Origin of the sequence: Winogradskyella litoriviva (assembly GCF_013249065.1) — a bacterium.
GTDB classification, from domain to species: domain Bacteria; phylum Bacteroidota; class Bacteroidia; order Flavobacteriales; family Flavobacteriaceae; genus Winogradskyella; species Winogradskyella litoriviva.
On record NZ_JABRWQ010000001.1, the window covers coordinates 357,671 to 380,295 of the forward strand.

General features: G+C 32.8%; 23 protein-coding genes. 12 read left to right on the plus strand and 11 right to left on the minus strand.

The window, feature by feature from the left end:
• Window positions 1-28 precede the first annotated feature (28 nt).
• A complete protein-coding gene (locus HNV10_RS01440; RefSeq protein ID WP_173299548.1) occupies window positions 29-925 on the plus strand; it encodes a metallophosphoesterase family protein in 897 nt (298 codons plus the stop codon).
• 87 nt (window positions 926-1,012) lie between these two features.
• Here HNV10_RS01440 and HNV10_RS01445 read toward each other — a convergent pair whose 3' ends face one another.
• Window positions 1,013-1,339, minus strand: a complete 327-nt coding sequence (locus tag HNV10_RS01445; RefSeq protein ID WP_173299549.1) for a 2Fe-2S iron-sulfur cluster-binding family protein — start codon at window positions 1,337-1,339, stop codon at window positions 1,013-1,015.
• A 199-nt stretch (window positions 1,340-1,538) separates the two neighbouring features.
• Between HNV10_RS01445 and HNV10_RS01450 the strand changes: the two genes are divergently transcribed.
• The 8 genes from HNV10_RS01450 to HNV10_RS01485 all read left to right on the plus strand — a co-directional run bounded on the left by HNV10_RS01450 (window position 1,539) and on the right by HNV10_RS01485 (window position 7,834).
• Window positions 1,539-1,967: a SoxR reducing system RseC family protein gene (locus HNV10_RS01450; protein ID WP_173299550.1), complete on the plus strand. Its 429-nt coding sequence runs from the start codon at window positions 1,539-1,541 to the stop codon at window positions 1,965-1,967.
• 4 nt (window positions 1,968-1,971) lie between these two features.
• The gene (locus HNV10_RS01455; RefSeq protein WP_173299551.1) at window positions 1,972-2,889 is read left to right on the plus strand and encodes a Fe-S cluster domain-containing protein; all 918 of its coding nucleotides are present in this window, start codon (window positions 1,972-1,974) and stop codon (window positions 2,887-2,889) included.
• Complete coding sequence (gene rsxC, locus HNV10_RS01460) at window positions 2,882-4,210, plus strand: electron transport complex subunit RsxC (RefSeq protein WP_173299552.1); 1,329 nt, start codon at window positions 2,882-2,884, stop codon at window positions 4,208-4,210. Before HNV10_RS01455 ends, rsxC begins: the two co-directional genes overlap by 8 nt.
• A gap of 1 nt (window position 4,211) precedes the next feature.
• The gene (locus HNV10_RS01465; protein ID WP_173299553.1) at window positions 4,212-5,219 is read left to right on the plus strand and encodes an RnfABCDGE type electron transport complex subunit D; all 1,008 of its coding nucleotides are present in this window, start codon (window positions 4,212-4,214) and stop codon (window positions 5,217-5,219) included.
• Between the two features lie 2 nt (window positions 5,220-5,221).
• Window positions 5,222-5,806, plus strand: coding sequence for an RnfABCDGE type electron transport complex subunit G (locus tag HNV10_RS01470; protein WP_173299554.1), 585 nt, complete (start codon window positions 5,222-5,224; stop codon window positions 5,804-5,806).
• 5 nt (window positions 5,807-5,811) lie between these two features.
• Complete coding sequence (locus HNV10_RS01475; protein ID WP_173299555.1) at window positions 5,812-6,414, plus strand: RnfABCDGE type electron transport complex subunit E; 603 nt, start codon at window positions 5,812-5,814, stop codon at window positions 6,412-6,414.
• A 3-nt stretch (window positions 6,415-6,417) separates the two neighbouring features.
• Entirely contained in the window at window positions 6,418-6,993 is a 576-nt protein-coding gene (locus HNV10_RS01480; protein ID WP_173299556.1) for an electron transport complex protein RnfA, read from the plus strand.
• A 70-nt stretch (window positions 6,994-7,063) separates the two neighbouring features.
• Complete coding sequence (locus HNV10_RS01485) at window positions 7,064-7,834, plus strand: trypsin-like peptidase domain-containing protein (RefSeq protein WP_173299557.1); 771 nt, start codon at window positions 7,064-7,066, stop codon at window positions 7,832-7,834.
• A 42-nt stretch (window positions 7,835-7,876) separates the two neighbouring features.
• Here the strand turns inward: HNV10_RS01485 and HNV10_RS01490 are convergent, their stop codons facing one another.
• On the minus strand, window positions 7,877-8,890 hold the full coding sequence (locus HNV10_RS01490; protein ID WP_173299558.1) for a 2-oxoacid:ferredoxin oxidoreductase subunit beta: 1,014 nt from the start codon (window positions 8,888-8,890) through the stop codon (window positions 7,877-7,879).
• Between the two features lie 2 nt (window positions 8,891-8,892).
• The gene (locus tag HNV10_RS01495) at window positions 8,893-10,749 is read right to left on the minus strand and encodes a 2-oxoacid:acceptor oxidoreductase subunit alpha (RefSeq protein WP_173299559.1); all 1,857 of its coding nucleotides are present in this window, start codon (window positions 10,747-10,749) and stop codon (window positions 8,893-8,895) included.
• 150 nt (window positions 10,750-10,899) lie between these two features.
• On the opposite strand from HNV10_RS01495, the gene HNV10_RS01500 reads away from it, so the two are divergent.
• Both HNV10_RS01500 and nifJ read left to right on the plus strand, forming a co-directional pair.
• Window positions 10,900-11,250: a 4Fe-4S dicluster domain-containing protein gene (locus HNV10_RS01500; protein WP_173299560.1), complete on the plus strand. Its 351-nt coding sequence runs from the start codon at window positions 10,900-10,902 to the stop codon at window positions 11,248-11,250.
• Window positions 11,251-11,531: 281 nt separating this feature from the next.
• Window positions 11,532-15,062 carry a pyruvate:ferredoxin (flavodoxin) oxidoreductase gene (gene nifJ / locus HNV10_RS01505; protein ID WP_173299561.1) on the plus strand — a complete coding sequence of 1,177 codons (3,531 nt, stop codon included), beginning with the start codon at window positions 11,532-11,534 and terminating at the stop codon, window positions 15,060-15,062.
• A gap of 101 nt (window positions 15,063-15,163) precedes the next feature.
• Here nifJ and HNV10_RS01510 read toward each other — a convergent pair whose 3' ends face one another.
• From HNV10_RS01510 to trmB, 6 genes are all read right to left on the minus strand, one after another.
• Complete coding sequence (locus HNV10_RS01510) at window positions 15,164-16,231, minus strand: NAD(P)/FAD-dependent oxidoreductase (RefSeq protein WP_173299562.1); 1,068 nt, start codon at window positions 16,229-16,231, stop codon at window positions 15,164-15,166.
• Between the two features lie 155 nt (window positions 16,232-16,386).
• Window positions 16,387-16,626: a NifU family protein gene (locus tag HNV10_RS01515; protein ID WP_173299563.1), complete on the minus strand. Its 240-nt coding sequence runs from the start codon at window positions 16,624-16,626 to the stop codon at window positions 16,387-16,389.
• Between the two features lie 3 nt (window positions 16,627-16,629).
• Window positions 16,630-17,763: an Mrp/NBP35 family ATP-binding protein gene (locus HNV10_RS01520; protein WP_173299564.1), complete on the minus strand. Its 1,134-nt coding sequence runs from the start codon at window positions 17,761-17,763 to the stop codon at window positions 16,630-16,632.
• Between the two features lie 221 nt (window positions 17,764-17,984).
• Window positions 17,985-18,314, minus strand: a complete 330-nt coding sequence (locus tag HNV10_RS01525) for an MGMT family protein (RefSeq protein WP_173299565.1) — start codon at window positions 18,312-18,314, stop codon at window positions 17,985-17,987.
• Window positions 18,315-18,944, minus strand: coding sequence for a LysE family transporter (locus HNV10_RS01530; RefSeq protein ID WP_173299566.1), 630 nt, complete (start codon window positions 18,942-18,944; stop codon window positions 18,315-18,317).
• 3 nt (window positions 18,945-18,947) lie between these two features.
• Window positions 18,948-19,622 carry a tRNA (guanosine(46)-N7)-methyltransferase TrmB gene (trmB, locus tag HNV10_RS01535; RefSeq protein WP_173299567.1) on the minus strand — a complete coding sequence of 225 codons (675 nt, stop codon included), beginning with the start codon at window positions 19,620-19,622 and terminating at the stop codon, window positions 18,948-18,950.
• Between the two features lie 626 nt (window positions 19,623-20,248).
• Here trmB and HNV10_RS17320 point away from each other — a divergent pair.
• Window positions 20,249-20,824, plus strand: a complete 576-nt coding sequence (locus tag HNV10_RS17320; RefSeq protein WP_317166871.1) for a glycosyltransferase — start codon at window positions 20,249-20,251, stop codon at window positions 20,822-20,824.
• Here the strand turns inward: HNV10_RS17320 and HNV10_RS01545 are convergent.
• Both HNV10_RS01545 and HNV10_RS01550 read right to left on the minus strand, forming a co-directional pair.
• Window positions 20,777-21,814 (minus strand): sensor histidine kinase, encoded by a 1,038-nt coding sequence (locus HNV10_RS01545; protein ID WP_173299568.1) that lies wholly within the window; start codon window positions 21,812-21,814, stop codon window positions 20,777-20,779. The genes HNV10_RS17320 and HNV10_RS01545 overlap by 48 nt on opposite strands.
• A complete protein-coding gene (locus HNV10_RS01550; RefSeq protein ID WP_173299569.1) occupies window positions 21,814-22,500 on the minus strand; it encodes a response regulator transcription factor in 687 nt (228 codons plus the stop codon). Before HNV10_RS01550 ends, HNV10_RS01545 begins: the two co-directional genes overlap by 1 nt.
• Window positions 22,501-22,625 lie beyond the last annotated feature (125 nt).

Consider the following 22,625-nt stretch of genomic DNA (forward strand, 5'->3'; position numbering starts at 1 on the left):
TCTGCTTATTTTAGTTGAAAGTAAATCCATGTCTTCAAAAAATAGATTAGATAGAGCATACAAAAATGCCCAACGCATTACAATTAATGATGCTTCAAAATTTATACTTTTTAGTGACTGCCATCGTGGAGACAATAGTTTCGCTGACGATTTTGCTAACAACAGAAACATTTATTTCCATGCCTTAACTCATTATTATAACGAAGGATTTCAGTATTGTGAACTTGGTGATGGAGATGAACTATGGGAAAATCTATCGTTTGAATCTATTTTCTATGCACATAAAAATGTCTATATGCTCATGAAGCAATTTCATGATGAAGAACGACTGCACATGATTTGGGGTAACCACGATATGGTGTATCGCGATCCCAAATATGTCGAAAAGCATTTATCTACATTTTTTGATCCTAAAACAGCAACCAATGAAGACCTATTTTGCGATATAAAATACCATGAAGGTATCATTTTAAAACATTCTGAAACTGAGCAAGAATTATTTTTAACTCATGGTCACCAAGCCGACTGGTGGAATTACCTCTTTTGGAAATGGAGCCGATTTATGGTTAGAATATTATGGAAACCTTTAAATGTTATGGGTATAGCAGATCCTACAAGTCCTGCAAAAAACTATACAGAACTTATTAAAATAGAGCGTCGCACAAAGCGATGGATTTCAGAAAACAACAATCTAATAACTATTGTAGGACATACGCATAGACCACGTTTTCCAGAACCTGGAGACATTGCTTATTTTAATGATGGCAGCTGTGTACACCCAAGAAGTATAACTGGTCTCGAAATTGAAAATGGAGCAATTTCATTAATTAAATGGCAAATTGTAACTACAGAAGACGGCACCTTAAAAATTGATCGATTTTTGTTAGAAGGACCTACGCGTTTGGCAGATTATAAAACCACGTAAATGAGTTTATTAGAGCGAAGTAATCTGTTTTATCTGAACAAAAAGCCAAATATATTATTTAGCACTGCCTTAAATAAACTTCACTTCTTATGACTCAGGAGCTAACTCAACCTCCAAACCGTCCATTTCTGGTGTTATTTGAATTTGGCAACCTAAACGACTATTATCTTTAACGTAAAAAGCTTCAGATAGCATTGCTTCTTCATCATCTAATATTTCTGGTAAATCGGTATTACTTAAAATATAACATTGGCATGATGCGCACATTGCCATTCCGCCACATACACCAATTGTACCTTCTGGAGCTAGTTCATAGGACCTCACTACTTCCATTAAGTTCATTGCCATATCTGTAGGTGCTAATACCGCGTGCGAGACACCTTCTCTATCCGTAATTTTTATTTTAATATCCACCTTTCCAAAAAAACTTAGCCGCAAAAATAAGTGAATAAGATTAAAAAAAGACAATCTATGCTTATTTAACAAACCTTAAACAGATTGTTGCTACTTAGTACGGAACTGAGTCATATTTTAAAACCTGATATTAATCATATAATTCCGAATCCTAATTAATTAAATTCGTTATTCACTTATGTGTAAATGCGTACTTACTATGGGTTCACCGCAAAAAAATAACGATACTTTTGTTCATGCAGGTTTCATTTCTGAAATAAACAAAGACTCTGTTGTGGTTACTTTAGAACCAAATATTCATTGTGAAGCTTGCCATGTTAAAGGAACTTGTGGCGTTTCAGATTCGAGTACAAAAAAAATAGAAGTACCTAACTCCTCTAATGTATTTAAAATTAATGAACGCGTAGATGTAATTTTAAAAAAAGCATTAGGCCTAAAAGCTGTTTTTTGGGCATATGTATTTCCTTTTGCTTTAATGTTTACCACACTAATACTAGCCTCAAGTTTTTTAGAAGAGTGGTTATCTGGATTAATATCACTAGCTATCTTAGTGCCATATTACTTCATTCTCTATTTATTAAAAAATACGCTAAAAAGTACCTTTAAAACCTACATATTAAAAATATAATAGTATGTCAGATTCGGTCTTATACAGTGCTTTATTATTAGTCTCCTTAGGAGTGATTGCAGCCATTGTTTTATACATAGTTTCTAAAAAGTTTTACGTTTATGAAAACCCTTTAATAGGCGAAGTTGATGAAATACTGCCAGCAGCCAATTGTGGTGGTTGCGGTTCTCCAGGATGTAAAGCTTTTGCAGAAAAGTTAGTTAACTCAGATGATATCTCCGAGCTATTTTGTCCGGTAGGAGGCAATGATGTTATGAAGCAAGTTTCTGCAATTTTAGGTAAAGAAGTTGCAGAAAAAGACCCAACAGTTGCAGTATTGCTTTGCCAAGGTAGTTGTGAAGTTAGGCCAAAGACCACCTTATATCAAGGACCAAGAACATGTGCCATTTCCTCTATGGTTTACGGAGGAGAAACCGACTGCCAATATGGTTGCTTAGGCGATGGTGATTGTGTTGCTGTATGTGATTTTGATGCTATGTATATGGACGAAAACACAGGTTTACCAGTAATTATTACAGATAAATGTACGTCTTGTGGAGCTTGTGTAAAAGCATGTCCAAGGGACATCATAGAAATGCGTCCACGTAATAAAAGAGATTTAAAAATATTTGTTGGATGCCTAAACCAAGATAAAGGCGGAATTGCAAAGAAAGCTTGCGATGTTGCTTGTATTGGCTGTTCTAAATGTGAAGATGTTTGTCCAAAAGATGCCATTACAATGGATAATAATTTAGCCTATATTGATCCAGTTACATGCACACTGTGCAGAAAATGCGTAGAAGTCTGCCCAACACATTCTATCATAGAAACAAATTTCCCACCAAAAAAGATAAGAAAACCTAAAGAAGAAAAACCAAAAGTAGCAAAAGTAGCCAGTGTTAAAGCGAATGTAGAATCAGAAAAAAAACCAGCAGATGCTTAAAACATTTCCAAAAGGTGGTATTCATCCTGAAGAGAACAAAATAACGTCTTCAAAAGCGATTAAAAAAATGCCAATACCTAAGGTTGTCTATGTTCCTATTGCCCAACATATTGGAATTCCTTCTGAAATAATTGTAGACAAAAAAGATAAAGTTGAAATCGGACAGGTAATAGCCAAGTCTGGCGGATTTGTATCCTCTAACATTCATTCTCCTATTGCTGGTACCGTTACAAAACTAGACATGATCGTTGATACAAGTGGCTATAAAAAACAATGCATTGTTATTAGAACCGATCAAAAAAACGAAACTAATTTTGAAGAACCAGTTTTCCCTCTTAAGAAGGAAATCACTATGGATCAAAAAGATATTTTGCAACACATAACCAATTCTGGCATTGTAGGTCTTGGTGGAGCAACTTTCCCTTCGCATGTAAAACTAGACCTTAAAAACGATAACAAAGTTGATTGTTTGATTATTAATGGTGTTGAATGCGAGCCTTATTTAACCGCTGACCATAGATTAATGCTTGAAAAAGCAGATGAGATTATTGTTGGAATCCAAATTTTAATGCACGCTTTACATATTAATGAAGCTGTTATTGGTATTGAGAACAATAAAAAAGATGCTATAAAAGTATTAAAACAAGCAGCGCAATCTGATAAAAGAATTAAAGTTGCCGCATTACAAGTAAAGTATCCTCAAGGCAGTGAAAAACAATTGATTAAAGCCATTTTAAAACGTGAAGTTCCAAAAGGCGGATTACCGATGGATGTTGGTGTAATTGTGCACAACGTAGGAACCATTTTTGCTATTTACCAAGCCGTACAATACAATCGACCATTAATTGAACGCGTTGTAACAGTTACAGGAAAAAACATAGAAAATGCTTCTAATTTTTGGGTGAAAATAGGGACACCAATTAAAGATTTAGTTGAAGAAGTTGGTGGCATGCCAGAAGGCACCAGAAAAATAGTAAATGGTGGACCAATGATGGGAAAAGCCATAAAAAATACTGATGTACCTGTTACTAAAGGTACATCTGGAATTTTACTTATTTCTGAAAATGAAGCCAGCAGACAAGAGGCTAAAAACTGTATTCGATGTGGTCAATGCGTATTTGTCTGTCCAATGGGATTAGAACCACATTTGCTAATGAATTTATCGGAGAAAGGCTTGTATGAAAGATTAGCATCTGAAGATGCCATGACGTGCATTGAATGTGGCTCTTGCAGTTATGTTTGCCCTTCACACAGACCTTTGCTAGATTATATAAGGTTTGGAAAAAGTATTATTAAAAAATTAAACACTGCAAAAAATTAATATGGCAGATCCAATAATTATTTCAGCCTCACCACATGTACATTCTGCTAGAACTTCAAAAAAAGTTATGTATGATGTGCTTTATGCATTAATTCCTGCGTTTTTAGTATCCATTTATGTTTTCGGTATAAGTGCTTTAATCCTTACTTCGGTTGCAGTTATTTCATGTTTAGTATTCGAATATATCATTCAAAAATATCTACTAAAAACAAAGGTTACAATAACAGATGGCTCTGCATTAATAACCGGTATTTTATTGGCATTTAACTTACCATCAAACTTACCCATTTGGATGATTATAATTGGTGCTTTAATAGCTATAGGTGTTGCAAAATTATCCTTTGGTGGTTTAGGTTATAACATTTTTAATCCAGCACTTATTGGTCGTGTATTCTTATTGGTTTGTTTCCCTGTACAAATGACCTCATGGCCTACTGCTGTTGAAAACAACCTCACTTTGGTTGATGCTGTAACTGGCGAAACTACTTTAGGTATCATTAAAGAAGGTTTAATGTATGGAGAAACTATGTCTACTATTAGTGAACAACTCCCTTCTACCATGGAATTATTTATTGGTATCACCAGTGGTTCAGCTGGAGAAATGTCTGCATTAGCATTGCTTTTAGGAGGCATCTTTTTAATAGTACGAAAAGTGATTACTTGGCACATTCCAATTACTATGTTAGTAACAATGGGAGTTATGACTGGTATTTTTTGGTTAGTTAATCCAGAGCAATATGCAAATCCATTAATTCATCTTTTATCGGGTGGAGCTATTTTGGGAGCCTTTTACATGGCAACCGATTTAGTCACCAGCCCAATGACAAAAAAAGGAATGGTAATCTTTGCCATAGGGATTGCAGTTATTACCGTAGTTATAAGATTGTTTGGAGCTTACCCAGAAGGTGTGTCATTTGCTATTTTAATTATGAATGCCTTTGTACCGCTAATAGATAAGTATTTTAAACCAAGACGATTTGGCAATAAAATCAAATCAAAAATCATGTAATTATGAGTAAAAAAGAATCTACTTTTTTAAATATGACCATTGCTCTTTTTGTAATTACAATTGTTGCAGGTATATCCCTTGGTTTTATAAATGATATCACCAAAGCTCCAAAAGCAAAAGCAAAACTAGAAAGAAAGGTAAACGCCTTAAAACAAGTACTACCAGAATTTAATAACAATCCTGTTGAAGACGTCTTAATGTTTAAATCTGATAAATTTAAAGACAGTATTGAAGTCTATGCAGCAACCTTTAACGACCAACCTATTGGAACAGCAATCATTGGCTCCTCTGAAAAAGGCTATAGTGGCTTGGTAAAAATAATGGTAGGCTTTAATCCTGATGAAAGTATTAAAAACATTGTGGTACTTGAGCAAAAGGAAACTCCTGGTTTAGGAACCAAAATGAAAGATGAAAAGTTTATAAGACAATTTAGAGGTAAAAAGCCATCAGAATTTAATGTAAAACCAACAAAAGATGGTGGTGACGTAGATGCAATAGCTGGAGCAACTATTTCTACTCGTGCGTTTGGAGAAGCTACTCAAATGGCCTACGATGTATTTGTAGAAACAAACTCATCAAAAAATTAGTTATCATGGCAGAGAATTTAACTCATAAGGAAAACTTTTTTAAAGGTATAATAAAGGATAATCCTGTTTTTGTGATGCTATTGGGTATGTGTCCAACTTTGGGCGTCACCTCTTCAGCGTTTAATGGCCTAGGAATGGGAGTTGCAACTTTATTTGTATTATTAATGTCTAACATAGTTGTTTCGTTAATTAAATCTCAGATACCAAGCAAGGTTAGAATTCCTGCGTTTATTATCATAATTGCTTCTTTTGTTACTATTGTAGAGATGGTTTTAGAGGCTTATATTCCTTTCTTATTTGAACAACTAGGTATCTTCATTCCATTAATAGTGGTAAACTGTTTAATTTTAGGTCGAGCAGAAGCTTTTGCTTCAAAAAACAACTTATTGTCATCTATTGTTGATGCTTTAGGCATGGGAATTGGTTTTACAATTGCTTTAACAGCTTTAGGGGCGGTTAGAGAAATACTAGGAAGTGGAAGTTTATTTGATTTCCGTTTCGTTTCAGAAGATGCCAATACATTACTACTTTTTATTTTACCACCAGGTGCTTTTATTGCATTAGCATATCTATCTGTTTTATTCAATAAAATATCTAAAACAAATTAAGACATGGAATATATTTTAATACTAATAGCGGCTGTTTTTGTAAACAATATTGTATTGTCACAATTTTTAGGAATCTGCCCATTTTTAGGTGTCTCAAGCAAAGTATCTACATCTGTTGGTATGTCTGGAGCAGTACTCTTTGTGATGACTATAGCTACAACAGTAACTTATTTATTACATGAATATGTTTTAGTTCCTGCTGGATTAAATTATTTAAGAACAATCACTTTTATTTTAGTCATTGCAGCTTTAGTACAAATGGTAGAAATTATACTTAAAAAAGTGAGTCCACCTTTATATCAAGCATTAGGTGTGTTTCTTCCTTTAATTACTACAAATTGTGCCGTTCTAGGTGTTGCTATTTTAGCTTTAGGCTTAGAAAATAGTAGCTTAATAAAAGCTGTATTTTTTGCAATTTCAAACTCACTTGGGTTTGCATTAGCTTTAATTGTTTTTGCTAGTATTAGAGAACAATTAGAACTCGCTAATATTCCAGAAGGAATGAAAGGCGTACCTATTAATTTATTAGTTGCAGGACTTTTATCACTAGCTTTTTTAGGATTTACGGCTTTAGTTTAAAACAGAAATAGAATAATAGATATTCTAGTCCAAAATAGGTCTGCAACCGAAAAAAATAACCGTTACAACAATGAGAAAATATGGATTAATAATATTCATTTTTTTATTATTTACTTTCAGTTGTAATAATAAACCTCAAATAACTAATGCTGAGCCATGGATTAATAAACCAGTATCTCAATGGCCAGATTTTGCTTTAACAAATACTATTAGTTTTACAGATACTACTTATACTGATTTTGCAAATTCATTTTTAATAAATACAGGTATTGATACAGTTGCAGTATCATGCAAACACTTGTTTATGGTATTTGAAAAACAACTTGGAATGAGTAATATTGATTTGGGTCCCGAGTTTAAATATTGGAATTTATATCCTAAAAACAAAAAAGAAAAGACCGTTTCTATAAAGCGATTAATAAATAAAAACCAAAGTGAAAATATTGGTGAGTTTAACACCCTTAAAATACGAGATTGGATTATTTTTGAGATTGAAGACGCGAATTCTGAACTATACCCACTTAAGATTAGATTTACTCCCGTTAAAAAGAATGAAGTTGTCTATGCGGTTGGTTGGGGAATTAAACAAAAAGATAATAGTAAACCTGCATTAATAAAACTTCAATGCTTTGACAATCTCGGTGACTATTTTTATACAAAACATTTAAAAACAGACACCCAACCTCATGGACGAAGCGGTTCTCCTGTAATTGACAAAAATGGCTATTTAGTTGGAATAGTTTCTGGCCAAGAAGGAAACTTAGGCGTTATTGGAAGTGTAAACTATTTAAAGAAAATACTTAAAAAGTATAATATTGAATATGTAAAACCAAGCCACTAACGCACTATGGGTATAATTACTTAGAAAGGGTACTTCTCTAAATTAATTCACCTCATAGATTTCTCCTGAAAAGAAGAGGTCATCTGTTTTCTTAAATTTTGAATTTGCTTGTACTTCTTTAGTTAAAACATCCTCTCTTTCCTCTAGAGTAATATCATCAAATCTTCTTATGATGCCTGTTACCAAAGGATATTCTAATCTTACCAACATTTGATGCAATGTTGGGTCTTTCTCATTAGCCTTATGTACTAAAATATCTTGTTCTGTAATTCCATTTTCTCCAATTGTAACAACCTCTAACTTTAATCCATTTAGTACTAAACCTTTATCCTTGTCTTTTCCAAAAATCATGGGTTTGCCGTCTTCAACAAATAACTGTTTATCTTCCCTAACCTTTTTATCGGTATATTTTGTAAAGCAACCATCATTAAAAATTACACAATTCTGTAATATTTCAATTAAAGATGTTCCATTAAATTTTTCGGCATCAATAAACATTTGAGTCATTTCTTTAGGTGTATTACCACCTATTCTTGCAAAAAATCGTGCTTGAGCTCCTAAAGCTAATTCTCCTGGAGAAAAAGGCGGTTGTGTATTTCCATAAGGAGATGACTTAGTTTTTTGTCCGACTAATGATGTTGGCGAGAACTGGCCTTTTGTTAAACCATATATTTCATTATTAAACATTATAATGTTTAAATCTATATTTCTTCGAAGTACATGAATAAAATGATTTCCTCCAATTGCCATAGAATCACCATCACCAGTAACCACCCAAACACTTAAATCTGGGTTAGCTAACTTCACACCTGAAGCTATTGCAGGAGCTCTACCGTGAATTCCGTGCATACCATAAGTATCCATATAATATGGAAAACGAGATGAGCAACCAATCCCAGAAATAAAGACAACATCTTCTTTTTTTACACCTATTTCTGGCAATGCTTTTTGCATGGCTCTTAAAATAACATAGTCATCACAACCTGGACACCATCTTACTTCTTGATTGCTAGCAAAATCTTTAAACGTATATTTTTTTTCTAAAGTTGCTTCCATAATTAGCTTAATAATTGTTTAAATTTCTCAGTAAGTTCAGTATTTCCAAATGGCAAGCCTTGGATTTTGTTATATTGTAACAAACCACATATATTAAAATTCATTTTTAGAATATTTACAAACTGACCATTATTTAGTTCACACACTACAATTTTTTTAAACTTATTTAAAATAGCCTCAGTGTTTTTTGGTAAAGGATTTATATAATTAAAATGCGCATAACCAATGTTGTCATAGCCTTCACTATTTAATTGTTTTACTGCCGAGTGTAAACTACCATAAGTTCCGCCCCAACCAACAACCAATAAATCACCAGATTCTGCAAATTCTGTTTCTAATTCAGGTATGTAATTCTCTACGCGTTTTATTTTTTCTGCTCTAATTTTGGTCATGTATTCATGATTCTCCGGAACATGAGACACATCTCCAGTAATTTTATCTTTTTCTAAACCACCAATTCTATGTTCTAAGCCAAAAGTTCCTGGTACTGCCCAATCACGAGCTAGTGTATTAGCATCTCTATCATAGGGATGCCAATTTTCTTTGACTTCTATTATTCTATTATTTTTAATTGCTGGCATATCGGCAACCGATTTTATTAACCATGGCTCAGAACCATTAGCAATATATCCATCGGTTAACAATATTACAGGAGTCATATGTTCTAGAGCGAGTTTAGCCGCTTCATAAGCAAATTTAAAACAATCTGAAGGTGTACCTGCAGCAATTACAATCACAGGACTTTCACCATTTCTGCCATACATTGCTTGCATTAAATCGGACTGTTCTGTTTTTGTTGGCAAGCCAGTTGAAGGTCCTCCTCTTTGAACATTTACAACCACCAAAGGCAATTCTACCATCATGGCTAAACCTAAGGCTTCACCTTTTAAAGCCAAACCTGGGCCAGATGTTGTGGTAATTGCTAAATCTCCAGCAAAGGATGCTCCAATAGCCGAAGTTATACCTGCAATTTCATCTTCTGCCTGAAAAGCTTTTACTCCAAAATGTTTATGCTTAACCAATTCATGTAATATATCCGTAGCAGGTGTTATTGGGTAAGACCCTAAAAATAATTCGATACCAGATTTTTCAGCAGCAGCTAAAAATCCCCAAGCCGTTGCCGTGTTACCACTTATAATTCTGTAGGTTCCAGATGGCATTTTTGCTGGCGAAATAGTATAGGCATTAGGTATTAATTCTAAAGTTTCTGCGAAATAAAAACCTGCGTTTAACACTTTAGTATTTGCTTCAATTAATTGTGGTTTAGAGGCAAATTTCTTATTAAAAAAATCTATGGAATGTTCCGTAGAACGATGATACATCCAATATACCATTCCTAAAGCGAACATATTTTTGCTTCTCGTTATACTCTTATTATCTAAGCCTTCAACATCTTTTAAAGCTTCTTTTGTTAATGATGAAATGGCAACTTCAATAACCCTATAATTATCAAGACTTCCATCCTCTAACGGATTTGTTTCATATTTTGCTTTTTCTAAATTCTTTTTTGTAAACGCATCTGTATCTATTATTATAGTATGACCAGGTTTTACAGCATAAAGATTTGTTTTTAAACCTGCAGGATTCATAGCCACCAATAAATCTACATCATCACCTGGTGTACTAATTTCTACACTTCCAATATGAACTTGAAAGCCTGAGACACCATACAAACTCCCTTGAGGTGCTCTTATCTCTGAAGGGTAATTAGGAAATGTTGAAACGTCATTTCCAATCATCGCAGATGTATCAGAAAATTGAGTTCCTGTTAATTGCATTCCATCACCAGAATCACCAACAAATCTAATAACAACAGCTTCTAGTGCTTTAGGTTGTATTTCTTTTTTTTCAGCAATCATAATTTTAAGCGTAAAAATTTTAGTATCAAAAATTGAAGTAATCCATATCAAATATAGTTTCTGTTTTTAATACGATACATGATTTTTATCATATAAAAAGCTATTAAGATAATTTAAATTTATCCATTATTATCTAAAAAATATATAATTATGGCTATCATAATAACGGATGAATGCATTAATTGTGATGCATGCATAGTAGAATGTCCTAACAATGCAATTTACGAACCAGACCAAGATTGGGCTTATTCTGATGAAACAGAACTAAGCGGTATGGTAACATCTTTAGATGGAGAAGAAATTGATGCCGATGAGCAACATGATCCTATTTCAGATGAGTTTTACTATATCGTTCCTGAGAAGTGTACTGAATGTAAAGGCTTTCATGACGAACCTCAATGTGCCGCAGTATGTCCTGTGGATTGTTGTATTCCTGATGAATCTCATGTAGAATCAGAAGAAGAGTTATTAAAGAAAAAAGCTTGGTTGCACGCTGAGTAATTACATCTATCTCAAAAAACATCTAATTTATATCCACTCTTAATTATATTATTAAGAGTGGATTTTTTGTTATATAGATTGGCTTTTTATGTGTCTATAAATAACAAACAATACTAATAATAAAGGTCTTAGGATTCATTTACTGATATTTATCATATTATTCTAGCAACATTCCACTTAATTTTAGAACACTTTATAAATCTTTTCAGGAGCATTGGAAATAAAATGGTTAAACGATTAAGCAATTCTTTTTTTCAGTGCCATAATTTTAATATTTCATTATGAAAAAAGAGTTTCCAAAACTAATTTGTGATGCCAATGAGGCAGTTGCAAGGGTTGCACATAAAACCAATGAGGTTTGTGCAATCTATCCAATTACTCCAGCATCACCAATGGGCGAACACGTAGATGTTTATAGCTCAAAAGGACAAAAAAACATTTGGGAGAACATCCCAAGAATTGTAGAAATGCAAAGCGAAGGAGGTGCTTCTGGAGCAGTCCATGGGTCATTACAAGCAGGTGCCTTAACAACTACATTTACAGCATCACAAGGCTTGTTATTAATGATTCCTAACATGTATAAAATGGCAGGAGAGTTATTACCATCAGTAATTCATGTAGCTGCAAGAACAATTGCAACACATGCATTGTCAATTTTTGGTGATCATTCAGATGTTATGGCGGCAAGACAAACTGGGTTTTCAATGTTGTTTGGAGGATCTGTTCAAGAAGCTCAAGATATGGCTTTAATTGCACAGGTAGCGACTTTAAAGTCTAGAATACCTTTTATGAATATTTTTGATGGATTTAGAACCTCTCACGAGATTTCTAAAATAGATAGTATTCCAGATGATATAATAAAAGAAATGATGCCTGAAGAAGATATAATGGCTCATAAAAAAAGATCATTAGATCCAGACAATCCTGTAATAAGAGGTACTTCGCAAAACCCTGATGTATTTTTCCAAGCTAGAGAAGCAGCAAATTTATATTATGATAAAGTACCTGGTATTGTTGAAAATACTATGGACGAATTTTATAAGCATACAGGACGTAAATACAGTTTATTCTATTATGTAGGTCATCCCGAAGCAGAAAAAGTAATAGTAATTATGGGTTCTGGTCAAGGTCCTGTAATGGAAGCAGTTGATACCATGGTTAAAAATGGTGAAAAAGTTGGCGCAATTATAGTACGATTATTCAGACCATTCTCTATTAGTCATTTTGTAGATGCTTTACCAGAGACTGTTAAAAAAGTAGCTGTTTTAGATCGTACAAAAGAACCTGGTAGTTTAGGAGAACCTCTTTATCAAGATGTTGTTACTGCTTTTATAGAAAGTGATAGAGCTATGCCAAAAGTTATTGGTGGACGTTATGGTCTTTCTTCAAAAGAATTTGACCCAGCAATGGTTAAAGCGGTTTTTGATGAATTGGATAGAAAAGATTCTTTAAACCACTTTACAGTAGGTATAAATGATGATGTCTCCTTTAGAAGTTTAGATTTAGGTAGCAGACTAAAAACAGTTAAGAATACATTTAACTGCATGTTCTACGGTTTAGGTTCTGATGGTACTGTTGGTGCTAACAAAAACTCTATAAAAATAATTGGAGAAACAACAGATAACTATGTACAAGGTTATTTTGTTTACGATTCTAAAAAAGCAGGAGCGCAAACCGTTTCGCATTTACGTTTTGGTCCAGACCCAATATATTCAACCTATTTAATTCATAAAGCAAACTTTATTGCTTGTCATCAATTTAATTTTATTGAAAAATATGACATTCTTAAAAACATAAAAAAAGGTGGAACTTTCTTATTAAATTCTCCATTTGATAAAGATACCGTTTGGGATGTTCTTCCTAAAAAAATGCAAGAAGAAATTATTGAAAACGAATTAGATTTTTATGTTATTGATGCCACTAAGGTTGCTCAAGAAGCCAAATTAGGTAAACGTACCAATACAGTTCTACAAACCTGTTTCTTTGCAATTTCTGGTGTGTTACCAAAAGAAGAAGCGATACAAAAAATTAAAGAAGCTATCGTAAAATCGTATTCTAAAAAAGGAGAAGCCGTTGTTAAAATGAATTTTAATGCCGTTGATAAATCTTTAGAAAACCTTCAAAAGGTAGAATACCCAAAACAAGTAACAAGTACTACTAAATTGAAACCTATGATGTCTGGTGATGCAGACCCATTTGTAAAAGAAGTATTAGGTAAAATATTGGCCGGAACAGGAGATGAATTGCCTGTTAGCGCCTTTACGGTTGACGGAACCTTCCCTACAGGAACTACGCAATTTGAAAAACGTGGTATTGCTGATAAAGTGCCTGTTTGGGATGGTGAAGATATTTGTACCCAATGTAACAAATGTGTGGTTATTTGTCCTCACGCAGCCATTAGAGCAAAAGTGGTTTCTAATGAAGAATTAGTAAATGCACCTTCTACATTAAAATCTGTTCCAGCAATTGGAAGACCGTTTAATAAAGATGAAGAATCCTATGTTTTACAAGTATCTGCGCAAGATTGCACAGGTTGCGACCTTTGTGTAGAAGTTTGTCCTGCCGTAAGTAAGGCTGATCCAGACTTTAAAGCAATTAATATGCACAGTAAACTTAAAGTTGAAGATGCACAAGATCCAAATTGGGACTTTTTTATTGATCTTCCTGATTATGATAGAACAGAATTAAATATTACCAATGTAAAAGGATCTCAATTCCTTGAACCTTTATTTGAATTCTCTGGAGCATGTTCTGGTTGTGGTGAAACACCTTATATTAAGTTACTGACTCAATTGTATGGCGATAGTATTTTAATAGCTAATGCAACGGGTTGTTCATCTATTTATGGTGGTAACCTACCAACTACGCCATATAAAACTAATAAATTTGGTAGAGGACCAGCTTGGGCAAACTCTTTATTTGAAGATAATGCAGAATATGGTTTGGGGATGAAATTGGGATTAACTAAAAAACAAGAAATTGCTGAAAACCTATTAAAAGGTTTAGAAGCAGAAGTTGGAACTGAATTAGTTGATGCTATTTTAAACAATCCTGAGAAAACCGAGGCTGAGAAAGAAGAAAACTTTGCAAACCTTGATAAGCTTAAAGCTAAATTAGCAACAATAGATTTACCTGAAGCTAAAAAACTATCACAACTAACAGAATACTTACGTAAAAAATCTGTTTGGATTCTTGGTGGTGACGGTTGGGCTTATGATATTGGTTATGGAGGCGTTGACCACGTATTAGCATCTGGAGAAAATATCAATATTATGGTGTTAGACACAGAAATCTACTCTAATACTGGAGGACAAATGTCTAAAGCAACTCCATTAGGTGCTAGTGCAAAATTTGCCGTGTCTGGTAAGCGTACCAGCAAGAAAAACTTAGCCTTACAAGCTGTTTCTTATGATAATGTTTATGTTGCCCAAGTAGCAATTGGAGCCAAAGATTTACAAACGCTCAAAGCAATTGAAGAAGCTGAAGCTTACGATGGACCATCATTAATCATTGCCTACTCACATTGTGGTGACCATGGTTATAATTTAAAAGATGGAGCCATTCACCAAGATATAGCAGTAAAAACAGGTTACTGGCCATTATTTAGATTTGATCCTTCTAAACCAAAAGGTAAGAAGTTTAAACTAGATTCTAAGGCACCATCTGCACCACTTGAGGAATTTATGTATACGGAAACTCGTTTCTCGAGAGTTGCTAAAGAAAATGCTGATTTAGGAGCAGAACTTCTTAAACAAGCTCAAGAAGAAGTAGATTCTCGATGGGAACGATTAGAGCTGCATAGAAATCTGTAATTAACAGCTCAAACGTTTAAAAGCATCTATCTCGTAAAGAAATAGATGCTTTTTTGCTTATTGTAGAACCTTATTTATAAGTGATTATGCTAAAAAAATAATTAATTTATCTTTTTTACTACTTGTTTAGGAGCTTCTTTTCTGGTACCGTCAAAACCATCAATCCCAGATACTGTTGTGTATTTTAATACATTACGCTTTCCTGGATTAATAATTTGAAAAGCGGCTTGACACATTATAGTTGCCTCATGAAATCCACAAAGAATCAACTTCAACTTCCCTGGATAAGTATTAACATCTCCAATGGCAAAAATTCCAGGTATATTAGTTTGATAATCTAAAGCATTATTAACTTTAATTGCATTTTTTTCAATTTCTAGTCCCCAATTTGCAATTGGTCCTAGTTTTGGCGATAATCCAAACAAGGGAATAAAATGATCACATTCAATCTCATATTCTTTTTCTAAATGAATATTATCCGATTCTTTTACTACGACAGCCTTTAACTCATAATCGCCAACAAGACCAATTACTTCTGCAGGTGTAACCAAATTTATTTTTCCTTTATTCTTTAATTCCTGAACTTTTTCTACAGAATCTAAATGTCCTCTAAACTCATTTCTCCTATGTATTAAAGTAACCTCTGAAGCTATTTCACTAAGATAGATACTCCAATCTAAAGCAGAATCTCCTCCTCCTGCAATTACTACGTTTTTATTTCTATAAAATTCAGGATCTTTAATGATGTACTCTACTCCCTTATCTTCAAAATCAATAATGTTATGAATCAATGGTTTTCGTGGTTCAAAACTGCCTAGTCCTCCTGCAATAGCAATTACAGGTGCTTTATGTTTTGTCCCTTTATTAGTGGTAACGATAAATGTATCATCTTCTTGTTTTTCAATTGTTTCTGCACGTTCCCCAAGTGTAAACCCAGGCTCAAACTGTTTGCACTGTTCCATTAACTTATTAGTTAAATCACCAGCTAAAATCTCTGGATAAGCCGGAATATCGTAAATAGGCTTTTTAGGATAAATCTCAGAACATTGACCTCCAGGTTGTGGTAAGGCATCAATTAAATGGCATTTTAGTTTTAAAAGTCCAGCTTCAAAAACTGTAAATAGCCCTGTTGGACCTGCACCAATAATAAGTATATCTGTTGTAATCATTTCAATCTTGCGAAAGTAGAAATCTAACCATCACTACTTCCATTTTTATTTATTAAAAACCTACAAGGTTATAGAAACCCTGTAGGTGTATTTATTTTCTTCTCATCAAAAACTAAGCTACCAATGTAAATTAAAAGTGAAAAACGTGGCAACTATTATTCTACATTAATAACTTTTTCTATTTGGGGAGCGTATTTTTTAATAGTCATTTCTACTCCAGATTTTAAAGTCATTTGGTTAACGCTACAAGACGTGCACGCACCTACTAACTGAACTTTTACAAACTTACCATCTTCAATAGATAACAAGTTAATATCACCACCATCACTTTGCAGAAATGGACGGATTTCATCCAATGCTTTTTCTACATTAATTTTTAATTCTTCTGAGCTCATCTCCTATTTCTTTACAGCAGAACAACCTGCCATTGTTGTAATTTTTATTGCTTCGGTAGCAGGCAAAGCTTCATTTCTATTAACTACTTCTTGTACTACTTCTTTTGTTAAATTTTCAAAAGCTTTTTCAATAGGAGTTGCATCTTGTAATGCTGCTGGTCTACCAACATCACCCGCTTCCCTTATACTTTGTACAATTGGTATTTCGCCTAAAAAAGGAACTTTTAAATCTTCTGCTAAATTCTTAGCTCCCTCTTTTCCAAATATATAATATTTATTTTCAGGAAGTTCTGCAGGTGTAAAGTAGGCCATATTCTCAATAATCCCTAAAACAGGGACATTAATAGTATCTTGCTGAAACATTGCTACTCCTTTTTTTGCATCTGCTAATGCTACATTTTGTGGTGTACTTACAATTACAGCTCCTGTAATTGGCATAGCTTGCATAAGACTTAGGTGAATATCACCAGTACCTGGAGGTAAATCGAGTAATAAAAAATCTAATTCTCCCCAAGCTGCATCAAAAATCATTTGGTTTAATGCTTTCGCTGCCATTGGACCTCTCCATATTACTGCTTGATCTGGTTTTGTAAAAAAGCCTATAGATAAAATTTTTATTCCATAGTTTTCTACCGGTTTCATTTTAGATTTTCCATCAATCGTTACAGATAACGGTCGTTCATTAGCTACATCGAACATTATTGGTATAGATGGTCCGTAAATATCAGCATCTAAAACACCAACTTTAAATCCCATTTTAGATAAGGTTACTGCTAAGTTTGCGGTAACTGTAGATTTACCAACACCACCTTTACCAGAAGCTACTGCAACTATATTTTGAATTCCCGGAATGGCTTTTCCTTTAATTTCATTTGTTGCTGCTGCAGGTGCATCAACTTTTACATTAACAGTTATTTTTGCCTTTTCATAAACTTCTTTATGAATGGTTTGTAAAATATCTACTTCTGTTTTTTTCTTGGCTTGAAGTGCCGGATTTTTTATGGTTATATCTACAATAACTTCGTCTGCAAAAGTAACCACATTAGTCACCGCACCACTATCTACCATATTCTCACCTTCACCAGGTACTGTTATGGTTTTAAGAGCGTTGAGTATGTCTTGCTTGTTTAATTTCATATTATTATAAGACTTGAGAATATAGAGGCTATAGCATAATCTCACATTCTCTTATTAAGATTAATTCTAAACGTAAAGATACTGCTAAAAGTTTATATTTTGAAGTACTTAAATTGAATTGTTTAATGGTTAGATTTCTATTTTAAATAATAATTCTGTCTCTATATTTTTTAACAAAAATGAGCGAAGTCTACTTATTAAGTAATACTCAAAAATGACACTTACAATTCTTTAACTGGATCCCAAAAAATAGATTCTAAATTTTGAATTTGATTTTCTACAACCTCAACACCTTCATTCTCTAATAGTTGTTGCATTAAGTTAGTGCCTTCAAAATGATGTTTTCCTGTTAAGAGGCCTTTTCTATTAACTACTCTGTGTGCTGGTATATCCTTTCCGTGAGAACCGTTCATAGCATAACCAACAATTCTGGCACTTTTACCAGCACCTAGATATTTAGCTATGGCTCCATAACTTGTTACTCTACCATACGGAATTTGTTTGGCAACCTCATAAACTTTTTCAAAAAAACCTAGTGTTTCTGGCTTCATTTAAAGTTCTTTAAGAATATTTATAAATGTAATAAGAGCTACAACACCTGTTATAATTCCTATACTTAAATTCATACTTTTTTGAGAGGTGATTTTTTTGTCTTTAATCTTATCAAAAAAGAATATGTAAAAATATAACGTTGCAAATGTACCAGTTGCGGCACCTGTGACGTAAGTAACGATGCTTAATTTTTCAAAATTCATCCAGCCAAAGGACACCAAAGTTATAGTCATGTACGCTTGGTAAGGAATAGGAAAAACATTTAATGCAGATAATAGCATGCCATGTAATAAGCGTCCGTGTTTACTTTTAATTTCTTTCTCTTTTTTTGTTTCTTTTTCCTTAGATGCTAAGACTAAAAAATAAATTGTAATAAGAACAAATATAACAAATGCTACACGTTGAAGAATTTCAACAACATCTTGATTTCTAGACAAATACCTAGCAAAAATAGCTGCTAAATATGTTTGTATATATACAACTATACAAACACCTGTAGAAAACATAATACCACGACCTGCACCTTCCTTAAGACTAATTCTTGCAGCTGTCATATTAAGCAATCCTGGAGGAATTACGCCAAGTAAAGCCACAATAAAACCTAGAAAGAAAATAACAGTAATACTCAAATTTTAGTTGATTTTGAATCTAATATACGTAATTGCTTTGTCTTTGTCTAAATACTGGTTTTCGTAAAAGGTTTGAATTTCAGTCACATCCTCTGGGCTTCCTTCTAACTTATACACATTATGATTTGCATACAATACCTCATAACCTGCACCATGTAATAATCCTAAAGTATAGCCATGCATAAATTCACTATCTGTTTTTAAATGCATTAAACCATTTGGTTTTAATACTTTTTTATAACGCTCTAAAAACTGCAGATTAGTCATTCTATGTTTAGTCCGTTGATATTTTATCTGAGGATCCGGAAATGTTATCCAAATTTCATCAACTTCATTTTCTTCAAAAACTGACTCTATAAGTTCTATTTGAGTTCTTATAAATGCAGCATTAGGAATATCCTCTTCAATTGCAGTTTTTGCACCTCTCCAAAACCTAGCTCCTTTAATATCAATACCTATAAAATTTTTGTTAGGATAGCGCTTTGCCAAGCCAACTGTATATTCACCTTTGCCACAACCTAACTCTAAAATTAGAGGATTGTTATTTTTAAAAACTTCATTCCTCCAATTACCTTTTAGCTTATAAGTTGCATCTACTAATTCTTCTCTTGATGGCTGATATACATTATGAAACGTTTCGTTTTCTTTAAAGCGTTTTAGTTTATTTTTACTTCCCACTTAATTTATAATTTAATAATAATGCGGTAAAATTAAGCAAACAAATTAGGTTTACCTTTGTTTTAGCTATTGATATATTAATATACTTTAAAAAACTGAAAACAACGAACAAAAATTTAGGTAGCAACCAAAAACGAATACTCGTAGCTCCATTAAATTGGGGTTTAGGTCATGCTACACGATGTATACCAATTATAAATGAACTAATACATCATGGTTTTCAGCCAATAATAGCTAGTGATGGTATTGCACTTCAATTATTACAAAAAGAATTTCCTTACCTTGAAACTTTTGAATTACCTTCCTACAACATCACCTATTCTAAAAAACCAAAACATCTTAGGCTTAAATTATTAAAAGATACTCCTCACCTTTTAAAAACAGCAAAGAAAGAGCAAAAAGCTATAGCACAATACATTGCAACTAATTCAATTTGCGGCATTATTTCAGACAATAGATTTGGTGTTAGAAATAAAAATATTCCTTCTGTTTTTATTTCTCATCAATTAAGGGTATTAAGCGGAAACACAACTTGGTTAAGCACTAAAATTCATCAAAATATCATATCTAAATTTGACGAATGTTGGATTCCTGATTTTGGAGATAAAAAAAATCTAAGTGGTATTTTGGGACATGTTGAAGATTTTGGTGTTCCATTGAAATATTTAGGGTCTTTATCTCGATTTAAAAAACAGTACTTAAAAACTAAATACGAACTGTTGGTATTACTTTCTGGTCCAGAACCTCAACGCACTTATTTAGAAGAAAAATTACTAACAGAATTGGCTTCTTTTAATGGTAATATTTGTTTTGTAAAAGGTAAAATAGAAACTCAACAAACTATTACTGAGCAGAATAATATGCTTATCTATAACTACATGACTAGCGCTGAACTTGAGAACACCATAAACGTCAGTAAAATGGTATTGTGTAGATCTGGTTACACTACTATTATGGATTTAGCAAAGCTAGAAAAAAAGGTTTTTTTTATACCTACTTCGGGACAATATGAACAAGAATATTTGGCTGAAAAATTAGAATCTGAAGGTATTGCTCCATATTGTCATCAAGATAATTTTACTGTAGACTTATTATCTCAAATAGACCATTATAGTGGAATGACCTTTAAAACAAATGAATTAAATTTTGAGGAATTATTTAGACTTTTCCAAAGTGAAAGAAAACTCACTACCAACACCTAATTGACTTTCTACATATATTTTTTCTTCATGTGCTTCAATAATATGCTTTACAATAGATAAACCTAAACCTGAACCACCTTCTTTTCTCGACCCACTTTTATCTACGCGATAAAATCTTTCAAATAAACGCTGAAGATTTTCTTCTGCGATGCCTTCTCCATTATCAGTAACCCTAACTATAGCCTTGTTTTTGATAAGGTTTTCTATACTAACCTCTGTGGTTCCTTTTTCTCTACCATATTTTATAGAGTTTACAATAAGATTAGTTAAAACTTGCTGAATTCTTTCCTTATCTGCAAAAACCATAATTGGCTCATAATAATCAATATCAAACGTTAATGTAATATCTTTCTTAGCCGCTTTCATTTCAAATAACTCAAACACATTATGGACTAATTGAACGATATCAAAGTTTTCTTTATTTAGACTTAAATCACCAACCTCTAATTTAGTAATCATATCTAAATCTTTTATAATATAGGTTAGCCTCTCAACTCCTTTGCTTGCTCTCGTTAAATACTTGTTTTTAATTTTTTCATCAGTTATACCGCCTTCTAACAAGGTTAGCAAATAACTTTGCACTGTAAATAAAGGTGTTTTTAACTCGTGCGAAACATTACCAATAAATTCTTTTCTGTATTCTTCCCTAACCTTTAAGGTCTCAATTTCAATTTTTTTATTTTTAGCATATTTATCAATTTCTTTAGTTAAAGTTCCCATATCTGTTGTTATGGGTTGCTGCCTAAGAGTAGTAGATTCTAAAAGTGTTAATTCATCATATATTTTTTTTACACGTCTATAGATAAAACGCTCTACTCTATATTGTATAACAATAAAACAAATGATATATATTAAAAGGGCAAATATTAATAGGGCAAGCGGATGTACCCTACTAAAAAATAAGATACCACAACAAACAGTTACTAATAGGGTTATATAGAGGGATGTTCTAAAAGCAAACTTGTACGATTTTTTTAATTTATTTTGCATTAATCTACAAACTTGTAACCAACACCTTTAACGGTTTTAAAGGATTTATCACCAATTTTTTCACGGAGTTTTCTAATGTGCACATCAATGGTTCTTCCGCCAACAACAACTTCATTTCCCCAGACTTTATCTAAAATTTCATCACGCTTAAAAACCTTACCTGGTTTGGTTGCTAATAAAGATAATAATTCAAACTCTTTTCTAGGTAAAGTAATTTCTTTACCCTTTAATGTAATTTTATACTCTTCTTTAAAAATAATTAAATCTCCTATTTTTACAATCGTATCAGCTTTGTTTTCTACTTGTTTAAAACGCCTTAAAAGTGATTTTACTTTACTTATTAAAACCTTAGGTGTTATTGGTTTAGCAATATAATCGTCCGCTCCAGCATCAAAACCAGCAACTTGAGAATAATCTTCTCCTCTAGCAGTTAAAAATGTAATAACGGTTTCACTAAGTTCTGGCAAATCTCTCATCCGTTCACAAGCTTCAATACCATCCATTTTTGGCATCATAACGTCTAATATAATTAAATGTGGTCTATGCTTTTTTGCCAATTCAATAGCTTCTAAACCATTCTCACCTTTAATTACTTGATAACCCTCTTTAGATAAATTATAGCCAACAATTTCTAAAATATCTGGCTCATCATCAACCAATAGTATTTTAATGTCTTTCTTTTTCAATGGTATTTCTTTGTTTAAGGATTGTAAATATAAAATATATCTATCTTAACTGCTTAAATATAGTAAATTGATAACAATAACCTAACATTAAAAGTATAATTCATTGTAAGTCAGAAGGACCTGAT

Bases quoted from the DNA above. Each gene is read 5' to 3' on its own strand.
- HNV10_RS01475 (WP_173299555.1), top strand. From the start codon at position 5,812: ATGGCAGAGAATTTAACTCATAAGGAAAACTTTTTTAAAGGTATAATA.
- nifJ (WP_173299561.1), top strand. From the start codon at position 11,532: ATGAAAAAAGAGTTTCCAAAACTAATTTGTGATGCCAATGAGGCAGTT.
- HNV10_RS01520 (WP_173299564.1), bottom strand. From the start codon at position 17,763: ATGAAATTAAACAAGCAAGACATACTCAACGCTCTTAAAACCATAACA.
- HNV10_RS01500 (WP_173299560.1), top strand. From the start codon at position 10,900: ATGGCTATCATAATAACGGATGAATGCATTAATTGTGATGCATGCATA.
- HNV10_RS01515 (WP_173299563.1), bottom strand. From the start codon at position 16,626: ATGAGCTCAGAAGAATTAAAAATTAATGTAGAAAAAGCATTGGATGAA.
- HNV10_RS01485 (WP_173299557.1), top strand. From the start codon at position 7,064: ATGAGAAAATATGGATTAATAATATTCATTTTTTTATTATTTACTTTC.
- HNV10_RS01440 (WP_173299548.1), top strand. From the start codon at position 29: ATGTCTTCAAAAAATAGATTAGATAGAGCATACAAAAATGCCCAACGC.
- rsxC (WP_173299552.1), top strand. From the start codon at position 2,882: ATGCTTAAAACATTTCCAAAAGGTGGTATTCATCCTGAAGAGAACAAA.
- HNV10_RS01510 (WP_173299562.1), bottom strand. From the start codon at position 16,231: ATGATTACAACAGATATACTTATTATTGGTGCAGGTCCAACAGGGCTA.
- HNV10_RS01490 (WP_173299558.1), bottom strand. From the start codon at position 8,890: ATGGAAGCAACTTTAGAAAAAAAATATACGTTTAAAGATTTTGCTAGC.
- HNV10_RS01465 (WP_173299553.1), top strand. From the start codon at position 4,212: ATGGCAGATCCAATAATTATTTCAGCCTCACCACATGTACATTCTGCT.
- HNV10_RS01455 (WP_173299551.1), top strand. From the start codon at position 1,972: ATGTCAGATTCGGTCTTATACAGTGCTTTATTATTAGTCTCCTTAGGA.
- HNV10_RS01545 (WP_173299568.1), bottom strand. From the start codon at position 21,814: ATGCAAAATAAATTAAAAAAATCGTACAAGTTTGCTTTTAGAACATCC.
- HNV10_RS01480 (WP_173299556.1), top strand. From the start codon at position 6,418: ATGGAATATATTTTAATACTAATAGCGGCTGTTTTTGTAAACAATATT.
- HNV10_RS01470 (WP_173299554.1), top strand. From the start codon at position 5,222: ATGAGTAAAAAAGAATCTACTTTTTTAAATATGACCATTGCTCTTTTT.
- HNV10_RS01450 (WP_173299550.1), top strand. From the start codon at position 1,539: ATGGGTTCACCGCAAAAAAATAACGATACTTTTGTTCATGCAGGTTTC.
- HNV10_RS01525 (WP_173299565.1), bottom strand. From the start codon at position 18,314: ATGAAGCCAGAAACACTAGGTTTTTTTGAAAAAGTTTATGAGGTTGCC.
- HNV10_RS01495 (WP_173299559.1), bottom strand. From the start codon at position 10,749: ATGATTGCTGAAAAAAAAGAAATACAACCTAAAGCACTAGAAGCTGTT.